Annotated in this window: 22 protein-coding genes; 19 read left to right on the top strand and 3 right to left on the bottom strand. The window is 27.6% G+C overall.

Going from position 1 to position 23,117, the window contains the following annotated elements:
* The first annotated feature begins 12 nt into the window (after positions 1–12).
* The 11 genes from Q0W06_RS00540 (at position 13) to Q0W06_RS00490 (ending at position 10,685) form a co-directional block, all read left to right on the top strand.
* Complete coding sequence (locus tag Q0W06_RS00540) at positions 13–1,347, top strand: M23 family metallopeptidase (RefSeq protein ID WP_297629858.1); 1,335 nt, start codon at positions 13–15, stop codon at positions 1,345–1,347.
* Between the two features lie 265 nt (positions 1,348–1,612).
* Complete coding sequence (locus tag Q0W06_RS00535) at positions 1,613–1,753, top strand: hypothetical protein (protein WP_297629855.1); 141 nt, start codon at positions 1,613–1,615, stop codon at positions 1,751–1,753.
* Positions 1,754–1,776: 23 nt separating this feature from the next.
* Positions 1,777–2,601: a hypothetical protein gene (locus tag Q0W06_RS00530; RefSeq protein WP_297629852.1), complete on the top strand. Its 825-nt coding sequence runs from the start codon at positions 1,777–1,779 to the stop codon at positions 2,599–2,601.
* Between the two features lie 105 nt (positions 2,602–2,706).
* Positions 2,707–3,993, top strand: a complete 1,287-nt coding sequence (gene tig / locus Q0W06_RS00525; RefSeq protein WP_297629849.1) for a trigger factor — start codon at positions 2,707–2,709, stop codon at positions 3,991–3,993.
* Positions 3,994–4,149: 156 nt separating this feature from the next.
* Positions 4,150–4,743, top strand: coding sequence for an ATP-dependent Clp endopeptidase proteolytic subunit ClpP (clpP, locus tag Q0W06_RS00520; protein WP_297629847.1), 594 nt, complete (start codon positions 4,150–4,152; stop codon positions 4,741–4,743).
* Positions 4,744–4,765: 22 nt separating this feature from the next.
* The gene (gene clpX / locus Q0W06_RS00515) at positions 4,766–6,034 is read left to right on the top strand and encodes an ATP-dependent Clp protease ATP-binding subunit ClpX (RefSeq protein WP_297629844.1); all 1,269 of its coding nucleotides are present in this window, start codon (positions 4,766–4,768) and stop codon (positions 6,032–6,034) included.
* Between the two features lie 133 nt (positions 6,035–6,167).
* Positions 6,168–8,480: an endopeptidase La gene (gene lon, locus Q0W06_RS00510; RefSeq protein WP_297629842.1), complete on the top strand. Its 2,313-nt coding sequence runs from the start codon at positions 6,168–6,170 to the stop codon at positions 8,478–8,480.
* Complete coding sequence (gene yihA / locus Q0W06_RS00505) at positions 8,480–9,076, top strand: ribosome biogenesis GTP-binding protein YihA/YsxC (protein ID WP_297629840.1); 597 nt, start codon at positions 8,480–8,482, stop codon at positions 9,074–9,076. Before lon ends, yihA begins: the two co-directional genes overlap by 1 nt.
* 135 nt (positions 9,077–9,211) lie before the next feature.
* On the top strand, positions 9,212–9,589 hold the full coding sequence (locus Q0W06_RS00500; protein ID WP_297629837.1) for a hypothetical protein: 378 nt from the start codon (positions 9,212–9,214) through the stop codon (positions 9,587–9,589).
* A gap of 45 nt (positions 9,590–9,634) precedes the next feature.
* Positions 9,635–9,916 (top strand): chorion class high-cysteine HCB protein 13, encoded by a 282-nt coding sequence (locus tag Q0W06_RS00495; protein ID WP_366516740.1) that lies wholly within the window; start codon positions 9,635–9,637, stop codon positions 9,914–9,916.
* A 166-nt stretch (positions 9,917–10,082) separates the two neighbouring features.
* On the top strand, positions 10,083–10,685 hold the full coding sequence (locus tag Q0W06_RS00490) for a hypothetical protein (protein ID WP_297629835.1): 603 nt from the start codon (positions 10,083–10,085) through the stop codon (positions 10,683–10,685).
* Between the two features lie 112 nt (positions 10,686–10,797).
* Here the strand turns inward: Q0W06_RS00490 and Q0W06_RS00485 are convergent, their stop codons facing one another.
* Positions 10,798–11,718: a hypothetical protein gene (locus tag Q0W06_RS00485; protein ID WP_297629832.1), complete on the bottom strand. Its 921-nt coding sequence runs from the start codon at positions 11,716–11,718 to the stop codon at positions 10,798–10,800.
* Positions 11,719–11,789: 71 nt separating this feature from the next.
* Here Q0W06_RS00485 and Q0W06_RS00480 point away from each other — a divergent pair, with 71 nt between their 5' ends.
* Entirely contained in the window at positions 11,790–13,010 is a 1,221-nt protein-coding gene (locus Q0W06_RS00480) for a hypothetical protein (RefSeq protein WP_297629829.1), read from the top strand.
* 8 nt (positions 13,011–13,018) lie between these two features.
* Here the strand turns inward: Q0W06_RS00480 and Q0W06_RS00475 are convergent, their stop codons facing one another.
* Positions 13,019–13,429, bottom strand: a complete 411-nt coding sequence (locus Q0W06_RS00475) for a transcriptional repressor (protein WP_297629826.1) — start codon at positions 13,427–13,429, stop codon at positions 13,019–13,021.
* Positions 13,430–13,828: 399 nt separating this feature from the next.
* Here Q0W06_RS00475 and Q0W06_RS00470 point away from each other — a divergent pair, with 399 nt between their 5' ends.
* The 7 genes from Q0W06_RS00470 to Q0W06_RS00440 all read left to right on the top strand — a co-directional run bounded on the left by Q0W06_RS00470 (position 13,829) and on the right by Q0W06_RS00440 (position 21,311).
* Positions 13,829–14,158: a hypothetical protein gene (locus tag Q0W06_RS00470; RefSeq protein WP_297629823.1), complete on the top strand. Its 330-nt coding sequence runs from the start codon at positions 13,829–13,831 to the stop codon at positions 14,156–14,158.
* 75 nt (positions 14,159–14,233) lie between these two features.
* Positions 14,234–14,824, top strand: coding sequence for an EAL domain-containing protein (locus Q0W06_RS00465; RefSeq protein WP_297629820.1), 591 nt, complete (start codon positions 14,234–14,236; stop codon positions 14,822–14,824).
* Positions 14,825–14,943: 119 nt separating this feature from the next.
* Complete coding sequence (locus Q0W06_RS00460; protein WP_297629817.1) at positions 14,944–15,129, top strand: hypothetical protein; 186 nt, start codon at positions 14,944–14,946, stop codon at positions 15,127–15,129.
* A 165-nt stretch (positions 15,130–15,294) separates the two neighbouring features.
* Entirely contained in the window at positions 15,295–17,304 is a 2,010-nt protein-coding gene (locus Q0W06_RS00455; protein ID WP_297629815.1) for an ATP-dependent helicase, read from the top strand.
* A gap of 134 nt (positions 17,305–17,438) precedes the next feature.
* Positions 17,439–18,623 carry a M20 family metallopeptidase gene (locus tag Q0W06_RS00450; RefSeq protein ID WP_297629813.1) on the top strand — a complete coding sequence of 395 codons (1,185 nt, stop codon included), beginning with the start codon at positions 17,439–17,441 and terminating at the stop codon, positions 18,621–18,623.
* A gap of 67 nt (positions 18,624–18,690) precedes the next feature.
* A complete protein-coding gene (locus Q0W06_RS00445; protein WP_297629810.1) occupies positions 18,691–19,662 on the top strand; it encodes an RluA family pseudouridine synthase in 972 nt (323 codons plus the stop codon).
* A gap of 14 nt (positions 19,663–19,676) precedes the next feature.
* Positions 19,677–21,311, top strand: a complete 1,635-nt coding sequence (locus Q0W06_RS00440) for a polysaccharide biosynthesis protein (protein ID WP_297629807.1) — start codon at positions 19,677–19,679, stop codon at positions 21,309–21,311.
* A 480-nt stretch (positions 21,312–21,791) separates the two neighbouring features.
* Here Q0W06_RS00440 and Q0W06_RS00435 read toward each other — a convergent pair whose 3' ends face one another.
* Positions 21,792–23,102 carry an IS30 family transposase gene (locus Q0W06_RS00435; protein WP_297629805.1) on the bottom strand — a complete coding sequence of 437 codons (1,311 nt, stop codon included), beginning with the start codon at positions 23,100–23,102 and terminating at the stop codon, positions 21,792–21,794.
* Positions 23,103–23,117: the final 15 nt, after the last annotated feature.

Below are 23,117 nucleotides of genomic sequence, written 5' to 3'. Positions count from 1 at the left end.
GGGAAGTATAAAATGATAAAAAAGAAAATAGGAGCATTAATATTAGCGGGGTGTCTCGCCACACCATTTTTAGGGGAAGTAGTTGCATTTGCAGATACAAATAAAGAAAATCAGATAGAACAAAATAAAAATAAAATAAATGAGCTAGAAAAAGATAAGGAAAAAATAGACGGAGAGAAAGAACAAGAGTTAGAAAAGCTTTCAGAAATAATGAAAGAAATTGAAAGTAAAACTAAGAATTTAGATAAATATCAAAGTGAAGTAGATAAATATCAAAAAGAGATTGATAAAATAAATGGTGAAATTTCAGCACTAGAAAACAAGATAACTGATCTTGGGAATAAAATAGCTCAAACAGAAGAAAAAATAACTAATAATGAAGAAGAAAAAAAAGTAAGAGAAGAAATTTTAGGACAGAGGTTAAGTAACTATTATAAAATAGATATGAATGCGCAGTTCTTACATATGTTGTTTTCAAGTAATTCTGTAGGAGAATTTTTTTCTACATTATTTAATATTGAAAAAATTATAAAAACAGATCAGACATTAATTACAGAAATAAAAGAATTAACTGTACAATTAGGAGAAGAAAAAAAATCTTTAGAAGCAAATAGAAAAGAAATTGAAGAAAGTAAAGTTGATGTCGAAAAGAGTAGAGAGGAACAGCAAAGTTTACAAGACAAAGCATTAGTAGAACGAGACAAATGGCAAAAAGAAGTTGGAAATTTAGAAAGTATTGAAAATGAAAAGAGAGAAGTATTATCAAAGTTAGAAAATCAAAAAGATAGTATAGATAGTAAGATTGGAGATTTAATGGACTTTAATGCAGATCTTCAAAAACAAATTGATACTATATTTGATACAAATATAAATAAAAACAGTAATAATTCAAATAACAATAGCAATTCAAGTAGTAATAACAACTCGAGTAATAATGGAAGCACAGGACAGCAGTCATCAGGCGGATATGTAAGACCAAGTTCATATAGCATTTCAAGTCAATATGGACCAAGAGTTCATCCTGTAACAGGAAATCCAAATGGATTCCATACAGGAACAGACTTTGCAGCACCACAAGGAGCAACAACGGTAGCAGCTAAAAGTGGGACAGTTGTTTATTCAGGCTGGATGAGTGGATATGGTAATACAATTGTTATTGATCATGGTAGTGGAGTTCAAACACTTTATGCTCACTCAACTAAATTATTAGTTTCTAATGGACAACAAGTATCTACGGGACAAGCAATAGCATTAGTAGGTTCAACAGGAATGAGTACAGGTCCTCATCTTCATTTTGAAGTAAGAATAAATGGAAGACATACGAATCCAATGAATTATATAAGCTAAAATATAGAAAATTAAATAATAAAAATAAAGAGAGAAACTGGAGAATAGAAACCAGTTTCTTCTTTATAATATCTAAAAATATAACTATGGTAAATTAAATTACTTGAATTATAAGTAAAAAATGTGGTAATTTTAATTTGCAAATAAATAAATGCAAAAATAAATTCAAATTATAAATAATACTATTGACTAAAGTTGTTTTTAGAAATTATACTTAATTACTAAGATGTTATAAAATATGGTAAACTAAAGGAGAAATGAAATTATGATACATTTAGATAAAAAGACACTTTTAAAAGATTCAGAAGAATACGAAGCTTATACAGAAAATGAAGCTAAGTTAACAGATAAAGAAAAAAGAGAATTGGGGATAGAGGTATGTTCAGGATGTTGTAAAAATAAATAGAGAAAATTATAGGAGGAATAAGTTTGGGTAAGCCGAGTATATTTAGTAAAGATTATGAAAAAAAGATGAAACGTAGAAGATTAAAGATAATAGGCATAATTTGTGCAATATTAATTATTTTTCTAGGAATATTTTATCAAGTTAAGCTAAAAGACATGGATTTTAACCAAATAGTATATAATCTTCAAGCTTGGGTTAATAGTGGAAATACAACAGGAGGAAATGAAACCAAATCAGAACCTGAAACAAATAATCAGGAAGTAGAGAAAGAAAAACCTGCTGAAAAGGTAAGTGAGAGTAAGGAAGAGAAAGTTTCATTTAATCTATTAAATAATGAAAAAGTAGATTTTCAAGTAAATGACGATAATGGAAATAAAAATTTTAAATCTATAATAGGTGATACTTATCAATATGATGTTTCACCAAATGGAAAGGAAGCTGTTATAGTTGATAAAAATCAAAATATGTTTCTATTAAATGTAGATGGAAATGTAAAAAATATAACTAAAGAGCAGTATGTTTCTAAAAGAGGAGAAAAATATCCAAAGGATGTCATGATACAAAAGGAAAAAGATACAGGAAAAGATTATATTTGGGGAATGAATCCAAAATTTATAGATGATAATACTATAGTTTATAAAAGTAATTTACCGTATTTTGGAACAGCAGCACAAAATCAATATTTATGGATATTAAATTTAAATACAAATACTTCATTTGCAGTTTTTAAATCAGCTTCACCGAATGTGGAGATTTTGGAAATAAATAAAGAAAAAAATGGAATAAATGTAAAAGTTGGAAATGAAGAATATATTCTTAATAATGAGGGAATGCTTTCTAAAGAATAAATAAGATTTAAAGTAAGAATTAAAGTTTGATAACAAGCATTAAACTATGGTATAATAGCCTAGTTAATAAATGTGAAAAAGAACTATTTTAGGAGGAATAATGAAATGGAAGCTAAAATGGAAAAAATAGAAGCTAACGTTGTAAAATTTGAAGTGAGAGTAGAGGCAGAAAAATTTACTGCTGCTTTAAATAAAGCATTCAACAAAAACAAAAATAAATTTAACATACCAGGATTTAGAAAAGGAAAAGTTTCACTAGCTATGGTTAAAAAATTCTACGGATTAGAAGTTTTATTTGATGACGCTGTAAATGTTGTAATCAATGAAACATATCCAACTGTACTAGATGAAAATAACATAAGACCTGTAGATTTCCCATCAATCGATGTATTAGAAGTTGGTGAAGGAAAAGATTTAGTATATACTGCTACTGTAACTGTATATCCAGAAATTACTTTAGGAGAATACAAAGGGTTAGATGTTAAAAAACCTTCATATGAAGTATCAGAAGAAGAAATAGATAATCAAATTAAAGCTATGCAAGAAAAAAGTGCTAGAGTTGTAGAAAAAACTGAAGGAACTGTAGTAACTGGTGATGTAGCTGTAATCGACTTTAAAGGATTTATCGGAGATGAAGCTTTTGAAGGTGGAGAAGGAACAGATTATCCATTAGAAATAGGTTCAGGTTCATTCATAGGGAACTTTGAAGAACAATTAGTTGGAATGGCAAAAGGTGATAGCAAAGATGTAGTTGTTACTTTCCCAGAAAACTATGGAAAAGAAGATTTAAATGGAAAAGAAGCTAAATTTGAAGTAACTGTTAAAGAAATTAAAGTTAAAGAATTACCAGAAGTAGATGATGAGTTTGCTTCAGAAGTATCAGAATTTGATAGCTTAGAAGCTTTAAAAGCTGATATGAGAGAAAAATTAGCTACAGCTAATGAAGAAAAAGCAAACAGAGAATTCGAAGATGCTTTAGTTTCAGCTGTTATAGAAAACTCAACAATGGAAATTCCATCAGTAATGGTTGAAAAAGAAATTGATTCAATGGTAGCAGATTTAGAAAATAGATTAAAATATCAAGGATTAACTCTTGAACAATATATGGAATTCACTGGAAATGATGAAGCTAAAATGAGATCATACATGAAAGAAAATGCTGAAAAGAAAGTTAAAGGTGAATTAGTAATAAATGCTATTGCTAAAGCAGAAGACCTTAAAATTTCTGATGAAGAAGTTAATGAAAAAGCTTTAGAATTAGCAAAAATGTATACTGGTGAAGATAAAGCTGAAGAGATGGCTAAAATGTTAGCTACAACTCAAAGAGCTATGATAGAAAAAGAAATGATAGTTGTAAAAGCTATAAAATTATTAGAAGACAACTGTAAATAATAATAAAAAATAAAATATGTAACAGAATTAATTGCCAGAGAATGATATTTTCTGGCAATTATTTAAAATAAAATTAGCAAAATAAAAGACTATAGATTAAGATATAGCAAATTTGTTAATAATAATAAAAGTTACATTTTAAGGAGGGGAAAACGTATGAGTTTAGTGCCAATGGTCGTAGAACAAACAAATAGAGGCGAAAGAAGCTATGATATTTTTTCAAGATTATTAAAAGATAGAATAATAATGATAAATGGAGAAATAAATGATATTACTTCAAATTTAGTAGTTGCACAATTACTATTTTTAGAAAGTGAAGATCCAGATAAGGATATATATATATATATAAATAGTCCAGGAGGTTCAATAACTTCAGGGATGGCTATATATGATACAATGAATTATATAAAATCAGATGTATCTACTATATGTATAGGAATGGCAGCATCAATGGGAGCATTCTTGCTTTCAGCAGGTCAAAAGGGAAAAAGATTTGCACTTCCAAATGCAGAAATAATGATACACCAGCCTTTAGGAGGATTCCAAGGGCAGGCAACTGATATAGATATTCATGCTAAAAGAATAATAAGAATAAAAGAAAAATTAAATAAAATTTTAAGCGAAAATACAGGGAAACCTTTAGAACAAATAAATGTCGATGTTGAAAGAGACTATTTCTTAGAAGCTGATGAAGCAATGGAATATGGTCTAATAGACAAAGTAATTCAAAAAAACGAAATTGAAAAATAGTATGCTTTAGTGAGGTGGAAATATGGCTAAGTATGAAGATAAAAAACAGCTAAAGTGTTCTTTTTGTGGTAAAAGTCAAGAGCAAGTTAAGAGGCTAATAGCTGGACCAGGAGTATATATTTGTGATGAATGTATAGATTTATGTTCAGAGATAATAAAAGAAGAAATTATTGAAGATAAGCCAGAAGTTGTATTAGATAAGTTACCAAAACCAGCAGAAATCAAAAACCATTTAGATGATTATGTTGTGGGACAAAATACAGCTAAAAAATCCTTATCTGTAGCAGTTTATAATCACTATAAAAGAATAAATTCAAAGCAAGGAATTGAAGGAGAAGTAGAACTTCAAAAAAGTAACGTTTTACTACTAGGACCAACAGGTTCAGGAAAAACTCTTTTAGCTCAAACATTAGCAAAAATACTTAATGTACCTTTTGCAATGGCAGATGCTACAACATTAACAGAAGCTGGATATGTTGGAGAAGATGTAGAGAATATTCTTTTAAAACTTATACAAAATGCTGATTATGATATAGAAAAAGCAGAGAGAGGAATTATCTACATAGATGAGATTGATAAAATTACAAGAAAATCAGAAAATCCATCTATAACTAGAGATGTTTCAGGTGAAGGAGTTCAACAAGCATTATTAAAAATACTTGAAGGAACAGTAGCATCTGTACCACCACAAGGTGGAAGAAAACATCCACATCAAGAACTTCTTCAAATTAATACTACAAATATATTATTTATTTGTGGTGGAGCTTTCGATGGAATTGATAAGATTATCGAAAAAAGAACAGAAAAAAGTGGAATTGGATTTGGAGCTAGTGTTCAATCTAAAAAAGAAAAAGACTTAGGTGTTTTACTACAAGATATAATGCCTGGAGATCTTTTAAAATTTGGATTAATTCCAGAGTTTGTAGGAAGACTTCCTATAATAGTAACTCTTGAAAATTTAGATGAAGAAGCTTTAGTTAAGATTCTATCAGAACCAAAAAATGCTTTAGTAAAACAATACAAAAAGCTATTTGAATTAGATAATGTAAACTTAACTTTTAGAGAAGATTCTTTAAGAGCTATAGCAGAAGAAGCTATTAAGAGAAAAACAGGAGCTAGAGGATTAAGAGCTATCATTGAAGAAGTAATGATGGATATTATGTTTAATGCACCTTCTGATGAGTCTATTACAGAAGTTATCATAAATGATAAATGTATAACTAGTAAGATGGAACCAGAAATAGTTAGAGATAATAATAATCTTTTAGAAACTGCTAAAATAGAAGAATAATAGTAAGCCTATCTTTGAAAAAAAAGATAGGCTTTTTGCTTAAAAAGAACTAATACTATAAACGTTGAAAAATACTATACTTATGATATACTAAGTTAGTATAGTATAAAATATAGAATGGAGGAAGGATAAAATGGAGAATAATAAAGTGCTTCCTTTAATTCCTCTTAGAGGATTAACTATTTTTCCTAATATGGTTATTCATTTTGAGGTTGGTAGAGAAAAATCAAAAGAAGCTGTCGAGATAGCTATGAAGAATGATGGAGAAATTTTCTTAGCACCTCAAAAAAATATAGAAACTGATGAACCAAAAAGAAGTGATATAAGCAAAATAGGAACAGTAGCTAGTATAAAGCAAATCGTAAAATTACCAAATGATATTTTTAAGGTTCTTGTTGAAGGAAAAGAAAAAGGGAAAATATCAAAATTTAAAAATAAGAAAAATTATTTAGAAGTTGAAATAGAGCGAATTAAAGATGAAGAATCAGATGATGTTGAAATTGATGCAATTTTAAGAAACTTAAAGAAATCATTTTTAACATATATGAATACTATAGGTGATAATAATCCTGATATGGTAAAAGGAATAGAGTTAGATAACAATCCAGCGAGACTTACTGATATTATTTCAGGAATTGCTGTAAGTAAAGAAGAAGATAGAGTTAAACTTCTTCAAACTTTAGATCTTAAAAAGAGAATGAATCTTTTATCAGTATTATTAGAAGAAGAAATTGCAATTTTAAAAGTACAAAAAAAGATTGCACAAAAGGTAAAAAGTAAAATTGATAAAAGTCAAAAAGAATACTTTTTAAGAGAACAGATTAAAGCTATACAAGAAGAGCTTGGAGATGACGAAGAAGAAGAGCACATAAAGCTTGAGCAAGAAATTAATTCTAGAGAATTACCTGCTGAAGTAAAAGAAAAAGCGTTACAAGAAGTAAAAAGATTAAAAACATTAGGTGCAAGTAGCTCGGAAAGTAATGTAATTACAACATATATAGAATGGCTTTTAAATATTCCTTGGGAAGAAAAGACTGAAGAAAGTATAGATATACCAAAATCAGAGGAAATAATAAATAGAGATCATTTTGGATTAGAGGATGTAAAAGATAGAATAATTGAGTTCTTAGCTGTTAAAAAGATTAGTGGAGACATGAAAGGACCAATTCTTTGTTTAGTAGGACCTCCAGGAGTAGGAAAAACATCCATAGTTAAATCAATTGCAGAATCAATGAATAGAAACTATTCAAGAATAGCACTAGGTGGAATGAGAGATGAATCTGAAATCAGAGGACACAGAAAAACTTATGTAGGAGCAATGCCAGGAAGAATAGCATATGCTTTGAAGAGTGCAAAATCTATGAATCCTGTAATTCTTTTAGATGAAATAGATAAAATAAGTTCAAGCTATAAAGGAGAGCCTTCAGATGCACTTTTAGAAGTTCTAGACTCAGAGCAAAATAATACATTTAGAGATAATTATTTAGAAGTTCCAATGGACTTATCTAAAGTATTATTTGTGGCAACAGCAAATAGTTTAGATACAATTCCAAGACCTCTTTTAGATAGAATGGAAATAATAGAAGTGTCAGGTTATACTTATGAAGAGAAGTTTAATATTGCAAAAAAATATTTACTTCCTAAAAATTTAAAAGATCATAATGTTGATTCAAAAACTATAAAAATATCAGATAAAGCATTAAGATTACTTATAGATGGATATACTAGAGAATCTGGTGTTAGAGGATTAAATAGAGTTATTGGGTCGTTAGTTAGAAAATCATTAACACAAATGATAAAAGAGGATAAAAAATCTATTTCAATAAGTGATAAAAAGGCTGAGGAATTACTAGGGAAAAGAATTTTCTCACCGGATGAAATGGATAAAGAAAATAAAATTGGTGTAGTAACTGGAATGGCATGGACGGCTTATGGTGGTGATACATTACCAGTAGAAGCAATGGTGATGGATGGAACAGGAAAACTTCAACTAACAGGAAAGCTTGGAGAAGTTATGCAAGAATCTGCAAAAGCTGCATTTACATATGTTAGAGCTAATGCGAAAGAATATGGAATAAATGGAGATTTTTATAAGAATAAAGATATTCATATTCATGTTCCAGAAGGTGCAGTTCCAAAAGATGGACCATCAGCAGGAGTAACTATGATAACGGCTTTAATATCAGCATTGTCTAAGAAGAAAGTAAGACATAATGTCGCAATGACTGGTGAAATAACCTTAACAGGAAGAGTACTTCCAATTGGAGGATTAAAAGAAAAAGCCTTAGCTGCATCAAGGTTTGGAATAGATACTATAATAATTCCTAAAGATAATGAGAAAGATATAGAAAAGATACCTCTTTCAATTAGAGAAAAATTAAAAATAGTAACTGCAAACCATATTGATACAGTATTAAAAAATGCAATAATTGGAGTGAATAAATAATGAGAATAAAACAATCTGAATTTATAATATCAGCTGTTAAGAAACCACAATATCCAATAGATGAAAGAGTAGAAATTGCTTTTGTTGGACGTTCTAATGTTGGTAAAAGTTCAATAATAAATGCCCTTACTAATAGAAAAAAATTAGCAAAAGTAAGTCAAACGCCTGGTAAAACTAAACTTATAAATTTCTTTTTAATAAATAATGATTTTTATCTTGTTGATTTACCTGGATATGGATATGCAAAAGTATCTAAGGCAGAAAAAGAAAGTTGGGGACAGACGATTGAAGACTATTTAGCTGGAAGAGAAGAGCTAAAGAGGGTTGTTCTTTTAGTTGATTCAAGACATAAGCCAACAGGAGATGATATAATGATGCATGAATGGATATTGCATTATGGATATGATGTTGTTGTTGTAGCTACAAAGAGTGATAAACTTTCTAATAATGAACTTAGAAAAAGTGAAAAGATTATAAGAGAAACTTTAAAGTTAGAAAAAGAAGATAAATTATACTTTTTCTCATCATTAAATAAAAAAGGAAAAGAAGTACTTATAGACAATCTTTTCCTAGAATATGCAACGGACTTAGATTAATAGAAAAGAAAGACTGAAAAATAAAAATTTTTTCAGTCTTTTTTTTATTTTTGTGTCAAAAATTAATATAGGTCATACAATATAGTATAAACAAAGAAAAACAAGAAAATAAAAAAATAAAGGAGGAATTTGTTTATGGAAATTAATGATATCTTAAATGGATTTGATGGATCAAGCTGTGATGATAATAAATCTTCATCATGTGGAAGCAAACATCATCATAACAATTGTAACAATAATAATGGAATTTGGTTAATTCTAATATTATTACTAGCTTGTGGAAATAACAGAGGTGGATGTGGAAATAATAATTGTGGAAGTTGCTGTAATTGTTGTTGCTGTGATCCTCCAAAGTTTAAGAAAACAACTCAAACATTTTATACACCAGTAGATCCTTGTATGATGAATAACTACGGTGGAAATAGTTGTGGTGGAAATGGAATGTGGTTAATTCTAATATTATTATTAGCTTGTGGTGGAAATGGATTTGGAAACTGTGGTTCAAGCTGTTAATAAAAATATAAACTATTTAATTTAAAAATAAAGGAGGAAATTAGTATGTCAAAAAGTAGAAAAAGCTGCGGATGCGGATGTGGATGTAATAGTACAGTTGTAATGCCATATAATGGATATGGAAACGGATGTGGAAATGGAGAAAATGGAATGTTATGGATTATAATTCTATTAGCTTTCTGTGGTGGTGGAAATGGATTTGGAAACTGTGGAAATGGATGCGACGATGGTTGTGGCGATAATAATGGTATGTGGTTAATTCTAATATTATTATTAGCTTGTGGCGGATGTGGAAATGGATTTGGTGGAAATGGATTCATGATCTAATCTTAGTTTAGGTAAGCTAAATTAATCTAAACAAATTAATCAATTTTATAAAAATTGGTAGTTGTTGGAGGGCTATTTATAGCCCTCCAAAAAAATGCGCAAAAATAATAGCAAAAAACAATTTGGTACATATAATATAAAGAATAAATATAAATGGGAGAGGTTTATGGGAAGTAAGAAGAAACACAGAAATAGAAATGATGAAATGTTTTACAATGAGAATATGAATAATAATCCATTCGGAATAGATCCCAATGCACTCATGTCTATGCTTGGTAATATTGATCAAAATAAATTAAATAATATTATGAGTAGTTTAAATCAAAATGGCATAAATATGGATAATTTGAACTTTGATAGTAACAATAATGATGGAAATAGAAATAACAATTTTTCTGAAAATAATGAGTTTGATGAAAATAACAATCAAATGAATAATAATCAAATGAATAATATGTTTAATGGGATGGGGAATATAAATCCATTAGTATTATTGAATAATTTAATGAATCAGCAACAAGGTAATAATGTAGAAGAAAATAATATGAATGAAAAAAGCTTTAAAGATATGGATAATAAAATTAAAAATAATACTAATGAGGAAAATAATACTAGAAAAAGAAGAGATATAAATCCTGATGATCCAAACATAGAAATGCTGTTAGCTCTTAAAAAAATCGTAAATGATGAAGAGAGATCAAATTTTATAGATAAGACGATTTACTTATATTTAAATGGGGCATATGAAGGTGTGAAAAAAAATGAATAAAAAAATTTTTTTGGTTAATAATAATAATGTAAAAGAGATATATCTTTTATAACTATACTATTAAGTATAGTTAACCCCCCCATCCCCCTTTTAGGCCGCAAATGCGGCCTTTTTATTTTTGAGAGAAAAATCTCATTTCAGAGATTTTAAGTGTATTATAGTAATCTTTTATTAATTTTACCTCTACATCAAATGGAGAGATTGAACTGTCTTTTTTATTTTGTTTTGTAAAAGAAAGAATATAAGTGCATTCTATTATATTTCCTTTATCGTCTAAAGTTGAATCAAAAAAGAAACTATCTTTAAATATATATTTAAAGGTATCCTTATCCAACTTCCAAAGTTGAGATAAATCATTAGAAGCGATGTTATCTGTAAAGACTTCAGGGTGACTATCTATTTCTACTTCAAGATTAATGTAATCAATTAATGAAATTATAGCGTCAAGCCCAGGAACTATAGTATTATGTCTAGTTGAATCAATAATCTCATTGTTAATTAGCATATGAGATTTAAGATTTTCTTTTTTCTCAGAATAATTTAAAGTTATAAACTGTGGAGTTTTAACCATATTAGAATCAATAACACCACAAATATTATTGTTATCACTTAAAGTAAGTTTGAATTTTTGATCATAAGAAAAAACATAGTTTATTGTTGAGTTATTTTTAATTCCTTGTACAAGAATTTCAGGTTTATTATCTCTAGAAATATTTATAAATCTAATTTTAAATATATTTCCTTTATCAGAAGAACACATTTCTTCATCAGGTAATAATGAACTTAGTAAAATAGTTGAATCTGTAGTAGTGATTTTTATATCGTATAGATTATCTTTATTCAAAATCTCTATAGTTTCCTTTTCTCCATCACCAGTAATATCAATTAAATGTTTTTTATTTAAATCTACATTTGTATAAATTAGACTATTTTCTTTTTCTTTATAAAAAAACAAAATAAGTAGAGTAAAAGAGAAAATTAATACTAATAATATAATTAGAGATTTTAGATTTTTAAATTTAGAAAATATCATTTATATCCCTCCTCAATTAAGTATATGTAGGTGAATAAAATAAATGATTATCTAGTTAGGAGAAAAATAAAATGTACAGATTAAAAATTAAATTTAATTACATATGTTTAATTATGGTATTTATTTGTGTAGTAGTCAGTTGTGGTAAAAAGGAGAATTCAGGAAAAGAAATTGAGGTATATTTTAATGAAAAAACTGTACAAAAAATAGATGTTATAAAGCGAGTTGTAAAAACCTATGAGGATGTATCTGGCAAAAAAATAAAATTAATTGGGGTTTCTGATGAAAATGAAATAAAGAAGAATATAAAGGAAAAGTCAGAAGCAAAATTAGTTGTTTTAGATGGGTATTCATTTTATGATTTTATAGAAAATGATTTACTAAGGGATTTAACATATCTATATAAAGAAAAGCGAACAAGAGAGAAATTTTCTATAATAACTAATGTGTATCCTAGACAAAATGGACGATATTGGGGAATATCATTAATGCCTTTTTCTTTAGATTTAATTTTAAATGTAGATTATTTAGAAAAACTTGGAGTAAGAATTGAGAAAGATAATATGGCTGAAGCAATAATGCAATTAAAGGAAAAGGGTATAAAGATAGCTACATGGATTGAAAGTGAATATTCAAAAGAATTATTGCTAAGTGCATTAGTAGCAAATGATACTGTAATTTATGATCTGAGTGAAAGAGAGATTACAGGAGCTATAGAAAAGAAAATTACAAGTATTAAAGATGGGCAAAGAATATTTGATGAGATGCATAAGTACTATCAAATGGGAAGCTTTAGAGAAGAAAATTTTGTTGAAGGCGATGAAAATATTTTAAAGCAATTTAATGAGGGGAAAATTCCAGCAATATTAACAACTACACTAGCAGCAAATAAGCTAAGTTCAGAAATAAAAACAACATTAATAAATAGATTACCAATAGAAAATAAATATATAAATGCACCTGTTGGAATAGATATAATATTTACATCTACAATAGGAACAAATACTGGGAAGGTAGATGATTTTTTAAGGTTTTTAGTGCAACGTGGAATAGAAAGCTTGAATGATTATAATGGTGTAACAGGTAATAAATATATAGATAGTGGAAGAGTAGGAATACAAGGGAAAATGGCTAGTTCAATAAATGCTGCAGATCAAATAAATAAATTATATTTTAATATAATTTCAAATAAAAATATTTGGATTATAAATGAGGAACTTGTGAATATTATGAATGGTCATTATGACGGACATGAATGGGAAAGAGTATTAAAAAAAGCAACGCTTACATAGCGTTGCTTTTAATTTCTGCAGTCTTTACATACACCATAGAAATATAATTGATTTGAAAGAACTTCATAATCAGATAATTGTTTTGCCTGATCATTTATATTCTTGAAAGCTTCATTTGATAAATCTTCAACTTTACCACATTTTATACATTGAATATGAGGATGAGTATCACATTTACCATCGTATCTAAAGTTTCCTTCACCAACATTTATTTCTTTAACTAATCCAACTTCGGCTAAAGTTTTTAATGCTTTATATACTGTAGCTAAACTCATAGTTGGATATTCAGGTTGTATTGCCTTATAAATAACTTCTGCAGAAGGATGCTCACAAGTACTCATCAAATACTTATATACAGCAAGTCTTTGAGGAGTAAGTTTTAATTTTTTCTCTTTAAAAATTGTTGAGATGTTTTCCATATCTTTTCGCTCCTTATCTAATATGATATAATTATATAGTCTTTTTAAAGAAAAATCAATAGTTATTTACTAATTATGATGTTTAATTAATAAAAGTTATTAGATAAAAGTACAATAAATTCCTTTTAAAGTGGGAAATTATAAAAAATAAAATTAAATATTGATATTGCAAGATAAATATGTTAAAATATAAACAAAGTTGTTAAAAAAATAACAATTCCATGTTTATTTATTTTTAGTTTATTTTTAGGTTGAGAACAGTTTACTGTTCTTTTTTTTTTGAAATATATGTGAAGAATTAATTAAAAGGAAACAAATTGGAAAAAGTTAGTTGAAACAAAATTGTTAAAATGGTAAAATCAAAGTGTAGCAAACAGGATAAACTAGGAGGAAAATAACATGGCAAAGTATAAAGTTGGAGATAAATTAATAATAGTGAATGATCCTACTAAGGAAAAAGAAAGATTAAAAGATCTTACAAAATTAGATTTAGAGGATGATTTCGCTCAAATTTCTTGGGGTATAAGAATAGTTAAAGTTGAGTATGATAAACCAAATGTAACTTTAACTTATAGAAATATAAAGGGTGAGTTAAATAAAGTTTTTGCTGAATGCAAAGATATTGAAAACTTTGATCAAGAGAAAGTTTTAGAAAAAGCTTTATTAAAAGCATTCCAAAATGAAATTATTGATATTTCAGTAGGGAAAAATACAGGACTTTTTAAATAATAGAACAGATTACCGTATGCAAAATAGCATACGGTAATTCTTTTATTATTCAAATTTTATAAGGGGAGGAATAAAATGGATAATTTTTTAGCAAGACAAGGAATATATGATAAAGAAAAAAAAGTAATAGGATATGAACTACTTTATAGAACATCAAATAATAATAAATATGACTATACTATAGAAGCTTGTAAAGCTACTATGCAAACTATAAAAATATTTAAGGCAATGGGAAGTAAAAAACTTACTGAAGATAAAAGAGCATTTATAAATTTCCCAGAAGGTTCAATTATTGCTAAAGAATATGAAGGCTTAAAAAGGGAAGCAGTTGTAATTGAGATATTAGAAGATGTAAGGCCGACAGATAAAGTTTTGAGTAGATTAGGGGAATTAAAAAAAGAAGGATATATTTTAGCATTAGATGATGTTAGCCATGAGATTGAATATGAGAAATTCTTGAATTTTATAGATATCTATAAAATTGACTTTATAAAGACATCTAAAGAAGAAAGAATGGAGATATTAGGAAAAATAAAGATGATAAATGGGAAGGCGAAGTTTTTAGCAGAGAAAATTGAAAATATTGAAGAATATAATGAAGGAATTGAAGAAGGATATGAATATTTTCAGGGGTATTATTTAAGCAAACCATTTATAATAAGTTAAAATAATTGAAAATATATAAAAAAATAAATAAATTTTGGAAAAAAGGGTTTATTTTCAAAATTTATTATTGTATAATGATGGTAAATAAATGGATTCGTTTACAAGGTGGGGGAAGAGATATGAGAAATTGTCCGTTTTGGTCTAATATAGAAACAAATGAGAAATGTTTTGAAGAATGTGTTATGCACAAAAAAATAAATCTTGGGGAAGAATGTGTATTTGTAGATTACTTAGATAATAATGAAGGGTTGACACATTTATCTTTAGAAAGATTATTAGAGCAAGTAGCAATAGAAGTAGAATAAAGAGGGGGCATTATACTAATGGTATAGTGCTTTTTTTTATGTGTAAAAATATATTTTATTTTAGATGACAAATGAAGAGTATTGTAGATTTTTATAATAATTATTAAAATAGAGTAGTTATTTATAAAGAAGTATGTCTATAATTATTAATGAGAAGGTGATAAATTGAACTTAGATAGTAATCAAGAGTTAGCTGTGAAAGGAATGGAAAAAAATATATTGGTAGTTGCAGCACCGGGATCAGGTAAAACTACTGTTATCATAAATAAAATAAATTTTTTAACTGAACAGTTAAAAGTGCTAAATAAAAATATTATTGTTATAACTTTTACAAAAGCAGCAGCTTTAAATATGAAAAAAAGATATATAAATAGATTTAAAACAAAGGGAGCACCTTTTTTTGGAACTTTTCATGGGCTGTTTTATAAAATGCTTTTAAGAGAGGGTGTTAAAATAAATATAGTTGAAGAATATAAAACAAATAGAATTATACAAGCTATTTTAAAGAAATATTCTGATGAAGTAAATGATGATAAGATAAAAGAAATAAAAAATAATATTTCCATATTTAAAACGAGTAGAGAAGATATAAATAGTTTTAATCCTTCAGTAACTAAGAATATATTTATAGAATGTTTAGAGGCATACGAGATATTTAAAAAGGAAAATAATTTATTAGATTTTGATGATTTAGCAATAAAAGCATTAGAACTATTAGAGAATAATAGGGAGCTTTTAAGTGGATATAGAGGATTGTTTAAATATATATTAGTAGATGAGTTTCAAGATTGTGATAAATTACAAATTGAATTTTTAAAACTTATGAATGAGGGAGAAGAAAATAAACTATTCACTGTAGGAGATGAAGATCAGTGTATTTATTCATTTAGAGGATCAAAGCCAGAATATATGGTTATATTTGATAGGATTTTTAAGGGTGGAAAGAAATATTTTTTGGAAACTAATTATAGAAGCAATAAAAATATTGTTCATGGAGCTAGAGAATTAATATCTCATAACAAGAGTAGAAATATAAAGAATATGAATTCATTTAAAGAAAAAGATGGAGAAATTCAGTGCCTATTTCCAGCAGATGAAAAGGAACAAGGAGATATTGTAGTAAGAAAAATAAAGGAAAATGTTTGGAATAAAGATTATAGGTTTGATCAAAATATAATTCTTTATAGAACTAATGCAGAAGTCATGAGTTTTATTGATGCATTAACGAGAAGTCGTATTCCTTTTAATATATTAGATAAAGAATTTAATTTTTATGATCACTTTATTTGTAAAGATATTATAGCTTATTTAACATTAGCATTAGATATAAGAAGTAAGGAAAATTTTCTTAGAGTGATAAATAAACCATTTAGATATGTGAGTAAGGCTAATATAGAATATATAAAAAATTATAAAGGTGATTTAAATCCCTTTGATGCATTGATAAATAAAACAGATATACATGCATTTCAAAAAAGCAAGTTAGAAGATTTAAAAAAAGATATAAATTATCTTTCAAAAATTTCACTAGGAAGTGCAATTCAATTTATTATAAGTGATTTGGATTATATAGACTATTTACAGGAATATGCTAAAAAGTTTGGGCAGAGTATAGATGATTTAGAAGAGATATTAGAAGAACTTAAAATACTAGCAAGTGATTTTAATAATATTTTAGGATTTTTTAGTCATATAGAAGAAGTAAAGGAAGAAATAAAAAATTCTAAAGATGATAAAGATGAAGATAGAGTACTTTTAAGTACTATACATAGAGTAAAGGGAATGGAATTTGAAAATGTGTTTTTAGTAAATTGTATAGAAGAATCAATGCCACATAGTTCTGCAAAGGAAGAAGGGATAGAGGAAGAAAGAAGAATATTCTATGTTGGAATGACAAGAGCTATAGAAAATTTAACTATTTTATCACCTAGAACTAGAGGTGGGAAAATGAGAGAAACTTCAAGATTTTTAAAAGAAACAAATTTTCAAATAAAAGAAATGGAGAATAAAGGTTTTAAAGTAGGAGCGAGAGTTATTCATAAAGGAAGAGGAGAAAAAGGGATAATAAGAAAGTTAGATGGGGATAGAATAACAATTCTTCTTATGGATAGCGGAGAAAAAACCTTTAAATTAAGTATTCTTCTAGAGAAAAATTTATTAAGCTTAGAAAATTAGAAAATATTAAGAAAAGAAGCGAACTAAGTTTGGTTGAAGAGGAAAAGAATATAATATATAATTTTAGTAAGACTTATATTCAAAAATGAATATAAGTCTTATTTTATAATTAATGAAATATAAGGAGAGTTAAAATGATAGATTTTTTTAAAGAAGCAAATAAATTTAAAGAAGAACTTATAGATATAAGAAGAGATTTTCATATGCATCCAGAATTAGGATTTGAAGTATTCAGAACTTTAGGGAAAATAAAGGAGTTTTTAGATAGGGAAGGAATTGAATATAAAGAATGTGGGATAAGTGGACTTTGTGGAATAATAAAAGGCGAGTTAGATGATAATGGTAAGGTAATAGGAATAAGGGCGGATATGGATGCATTACCAATAGAAGAAAAAAAGGTATGTGAATATTCTTCTAAAGAAAAAGGGAAAATGCATGCTTGTGGACATGATGCACATGCAACTATTCTTTTAGGGGTAGCTAAAGTTTTAAATAAAAACAAAGATAAATTTGGTGGTACTATAAAGTTAATTTTTGAACCAGCAGAGGAAACAACAGGTGGAGCTCCACACATGATAAAAGATGGAATATTAGAAAATCCAAGGGTAGACAAAGTAATTGGACTTCATGTAGAAGAAAAATTAGAAGTAGGAAAAATAATGATAAAAAATGGTATGGTAAATGCAGCATCAAATCCATATAAAATAAAAGTAAAAGGACATGGAGGACATGGGGCAAGACCGAGTACTACAGTAGATCCTATAGTAATTGGAGCAAATATAGTTACAACATTACAAACTATAGTTAGTAGAGAAATATCAGCTTTAAATCCTTGTGTTATAACAGTTGGAAGTTTTCATGCTGGAACTGCACAAAATATAATTCCAGAAGAGGCACAAATTGAAGGCATTATAAGAACAACTACACCTGAAGATAGAAAGTTTGTAACAGAAAGAGTTGTAGAAGTTGCAGAAGGAATTGCTAAAACAGGGAGAGGAGAAGCTGCAGTTTTAATAGAAGAGAGTTATCCTTGTCTTATAAATGAAGATTCATGTGTTTCATTAATAAGAAATGCAAGTAGTGAAATAATTGGCGAAAATAATGTTTTAGAACAACCTAATCCAAGTATGGGAGTAGAGAGTTTTGCATATTTTGCAATGGAGAGAGATTCAGCATTCTACTTCTTAGGAACAGGTAGTAAAAAGAATGATAGTTTTAGACCAGCACATAGTGGCATGTTTGACATAGATGAAGATGCGCTTCCAATTGGAGTAGCTATTCAAAGCAAAGCGGCATTTAACTATTTGACAAGAGCGTAAATAAAGATTAATCTATTTAAATGAAGAAATTTCACGAAAGAAGTAAAAATAGGAGTTGATTAAAAAGGTGAGAATCGAAATAGGATCAAATGAAGCAGGACAAAGATTAGATAAATTTTTAAGAAAATTATTAAAAGATGTACCATTAAGTGCTATCTTTAAGGCACTTAGAAAAGGGGATATTAGAGTAAACGGAAAAAAGCAAAAAGAGAAATACGCATTAGAACTTAATGATGTAGTAGAAATAAAATACATACAAAGTAAAAAAGCAACAGAAACTAAAGAAAACTTCATAAAGGTAGATCCAAAAAGTATGAAAATATCTTATGAAGATGAAAATATGGTAATTGTAGAAAAATGGCCTGGAGTGCTAGTTCATCCAGATAGCAATAAAAAAATACCAACTCTTACTGATTATGTACTATCTTACTTAAATGAAAAGGGAGCTTATCTTCCAGAAAAGGAGATAACATTTACACCAGCTCCATGTAATAGACTTGATAGAAACACATCAGGAATGGTTATATTCGGAAAAAACTTTGAAGGTTTAAAAGAATTAAATGAAATAATAAGAGAAGGTAAAGTGAAAAAATACTATAATACTATAGTAAAAGGAAAAATAAAAGATGGTCTTTATAAAGGATATATATTAAAAAATGAAGAAGTAAATATATCTAAAATATTTGATAAAAAAGTGCCAGATTCAAAAGAAATAAGTATGGAAGTAAAAACAGTTCAAACAAATGGAGCTTTTTCATTCCTAGAAATAGATTTAATAACAGGAAGAAGTCATCAAATAAGAGCTCATTTATCTCATTTAGGATGTCCAATAATAGGAGATGAAAAATATGGAGATAAAAAATTAAATTCCTTTTTTAGAAGTAAATTTGGTTTAGAATTTCAATTCCTTTATGCATATAAATTAAATTTCAAGAAAATTGATGGAAAGTTAGATTATTTAACAGATAAAATTGTAGTAGAAACATTACCACCAATCTTCAAGAAAATTAAAAAGGATGTATTTAAGTTTAATATTTAGCTAGGAGTATAGAAATGAAAGAACAATCATCTGTTACAAAGGGGTTTATGATTCTCTCTATAGCGGGAATAGTATCTAAGATACTATCAGCATTTTATGTTCCTTTCTTAACAGCAATAATTGGAAAAGAAGGACTTGGAATATACAATAAAGGATACGATGTATTCATGTTTGTATATGCTGTAACTACTATGGGATGTCAACCGGCAGTTGCGAAAGTTATATCAGAATTAAGAGCAACAGGTCATGAAAGAGATGCAGAAAAAGCATTGAAGATTTCGAGGAAGACATTTGGATTATATGGAGGAATAGGGTCAATTCTTTTAATGGTATTAGCATATCCATTAGCAAAATATACAAGCAATGGACCAGCCGTTTTTGCAATATTATTTTTAGCACCAAGTGTATTCTTTACTGCAGTATTAGCAGCTTATAGAGGATATTTTCAAGGAAGAAATATGATGCATGGCATAGCCATATCACAAGTGCTAGAACAGATATTAAACGTAGTCTTAAGTTTAGGATGCGCTTATTTATTTATGAAATTATTTTCAGGGAAATGGCAAGTATCATTAGGTGCTGCTGGAGGAACCATAGGAACATCTGTGGGAGCTTTAATAGCAGTAATATACCTTTTAAATATATATAGAAAGAAAAAGCTAAAGAAAACAAAAGAAATAACTGAAATTGGGTTAAAAAGTATTTCGGAAAGTGCAATTAAAAGAAAAATATTTGCATATGCATTACCAATTACATTAATAGCAGGAATTCAAAACTTTGGTGGAATGATAGATATGTTTAATGTAAATGATAGGCTCTTACATGCAGGATTTAATATTGCACAGGCAAATACACTGTATGGACTTTTTGGAATGTATAGGACACTGTTAGGATTACCTTTAATAGTTATAACAGCTTTAACCACAATTATATTGCCAAGTATAGCTAAGAATTATGCATTGAAAAATAGAAAAGCTATCATAAGACAAATTAATTTTGGATTTAAGATAACATTTGCAATAACAATTCCAGCAGCTGTAGGATTAAGTTTTCTAAGTAATGAAATATATATGATATTATATAGATCAGATGTAGGTGCAGAGTTAATGATTGTAGGTTCATTTATACTTATATTTATGTCACTTGCACAAGTACAATCATCTATATTACAAGGGATGAGTAAGTTTAGACCTTTAATAATAGCATTTGCAATAGGTGTTGTTTTTAAAGTTTTAGGAAATTATATTTTTGTAGGAATTCCAAGTATTAATATATTTGGAGTATTAATAGGAAATTTCTTTTATTTTGCAGTACCAAGTTTAATATGTTATCAAACTATAAGAAGTACTGTGAAATATAAAATTCCAATTTTAAAACCATGCTTAAAACCTATAATAGGAGCAATTGGAATGGGGATATTCTTATACGTTGGAAGAATACCATTTGCAAGTATAGCTCATGGGATGAGTTCAAGATGGTTAATTTGGACATTTACATTAATATATACCGTTATACTAATAGGAATTGGATCTTTAATATATGGGATAATTATGATTTTTATAGGCGGTTTAAGAAAATCGGATATAGAATCTATATCACCTAGACTATATAGAAAGATTCCAGGAGTTTTAAGAAGTAAGATGAGATAGAAGAAGTCACAAAAGTGACTTCTTTTTTTGTAGGAAAATATATAAATTTATCTTTTTTAAAAGTCTTTAGAAAATGGATTTCTAATAAAGTTTTAGAAAGTGAAAATTTTTCTAGATAGTTTAAAGGTTTTAGATTTATTATTTTAACAGTTAGAAAAATATGTGGTTAAGAATAATAATTGAAGTAAAATTTGCCTTTAAATAAAAAAAATGTATAAAATAAAGGGTTTTTACGTTAAATGAAAAAGTAACTTCCATTTTTATGTAATCAATTGGTATTGCAAGGATAAGTTCAGTTTTTTTTATAAAAAAAGTAATAAAATAATTAAAAATAGGCTATTATTTTAATAAGATTATTAAGATTTAGAGGTTTTTAGATATGCTTAATAAGCCTACGAAATTTTTTTGAAAAACTAAATTCCGTTTGCTTCCTTTTTTGCAAAAGTAAATTCCGGTGATATTTACTTTAATTTTGATAATTTATTTTTTTAAAAGTGATGGCTTTAGATAAACTTCATCTGCTGGAATATGTTTTAGAGAGAGCTTATCTAGCAGAGATTTATCTAATGTTAACTGGGCTAGTTTAAATGGTGTGTTTCCATTCAAACTAGCCCTTGCTACGCTGTTAATATTATTCATCATAAACGTAATATCTTCTTGTGATAGCTCTTCAAATGACACACCTTTAGGTAACAGATATCTTATGAATTCATGATTTTTTTCAACGTACGGTTTCTGATAAGAAGCCATAGGATTACAATAAAATATCTTTGTTCGTTGATTGCCTGTATCATCAAACTCTAAAGATTTAGGAAATTTAAATTCTGATCCATTATCGGTTAGAATTACTGGAAGGCTATTAGTAAACACTTCTTTACCTAAAAGTAAATATAGGGTATCAATAGCTTCTTTAACACACTTTTGACTACAATGATTAATGAGAAAAGCTAGCATTAGTGAGCAATTCCTAAAGATGAAAGTTAAAAGGACTTTTCCACTTCGTGTGCCGTAAACTGTATCCATCTCGACTACTGGTATATTCGGATTGTCTTCAATAAATTTAGTGAAATCTTCAAATGTTCTTCCAATTCTATAGCCTGGATTTTTTATTATTGTAGATATTTTTTTCTTTCTAGGTTTATACTTTACTTTTCTAGGTAAATCAATATTTCTAGCGGTAAAGACATTCTTATGAAAATAATTATAAAGTGTCCTTTCAGAACAAGTAATTTCTTCTTTATGATGTATAGAAATATGGTATAATGACTGTCCTTTTAAAACAAGTGGAGATATTAATTCATCCATCTTCTTTATTTGATTATGAGTAACATTTATGCCTTCTCTTGATGATTTTAGAGTATCAAGATACTTTTCATTTGCAAGCTTAGCCTTATAATAACGTTTCTCTTCGTTACACGTAGTAACGGTATCACAAGCATTACAAACATATGGATAACGATTAAGGTGAGTGCATTTCTTAGTTGTATATTCATTACATTTTCTATAACAATTTATAAAAATACATTTTTTACAAAGTTTATTACAGGCATCTTTACATAAATGCTTTTTAGAGCATTCTTTTCGGTTTTTGCATGGAAGTAAATCTTTTTCCTTTTTTACACTTTCTTTAATAAACTTATTTCTTTTAATTTCTTTAGAAATTGTAGTAGGATCTTTTTTTAGAGTTTTAGCAATTTCTTTTAAAGCATAATTTTGATCTAAACTATATTCTATTAAAATTCGATCCTCCATCGTAAGATGTTTTCCCTTTTTTACATTTAAATTTGACATAACTATTCCTCCAAT

The sequence above is a fragment of the uncultured Clostridium sp. genome (assembly GCF_947072515.1).
GTDB lineage: Bacteria > Bacillota > Clostridia > Clostridiales > Clostridiaceae > Clostridium.
Note: the sequence above shows the minus strand (reverse complement) of the source record. Positions and strands in the feature narration are given on the sequence as shown.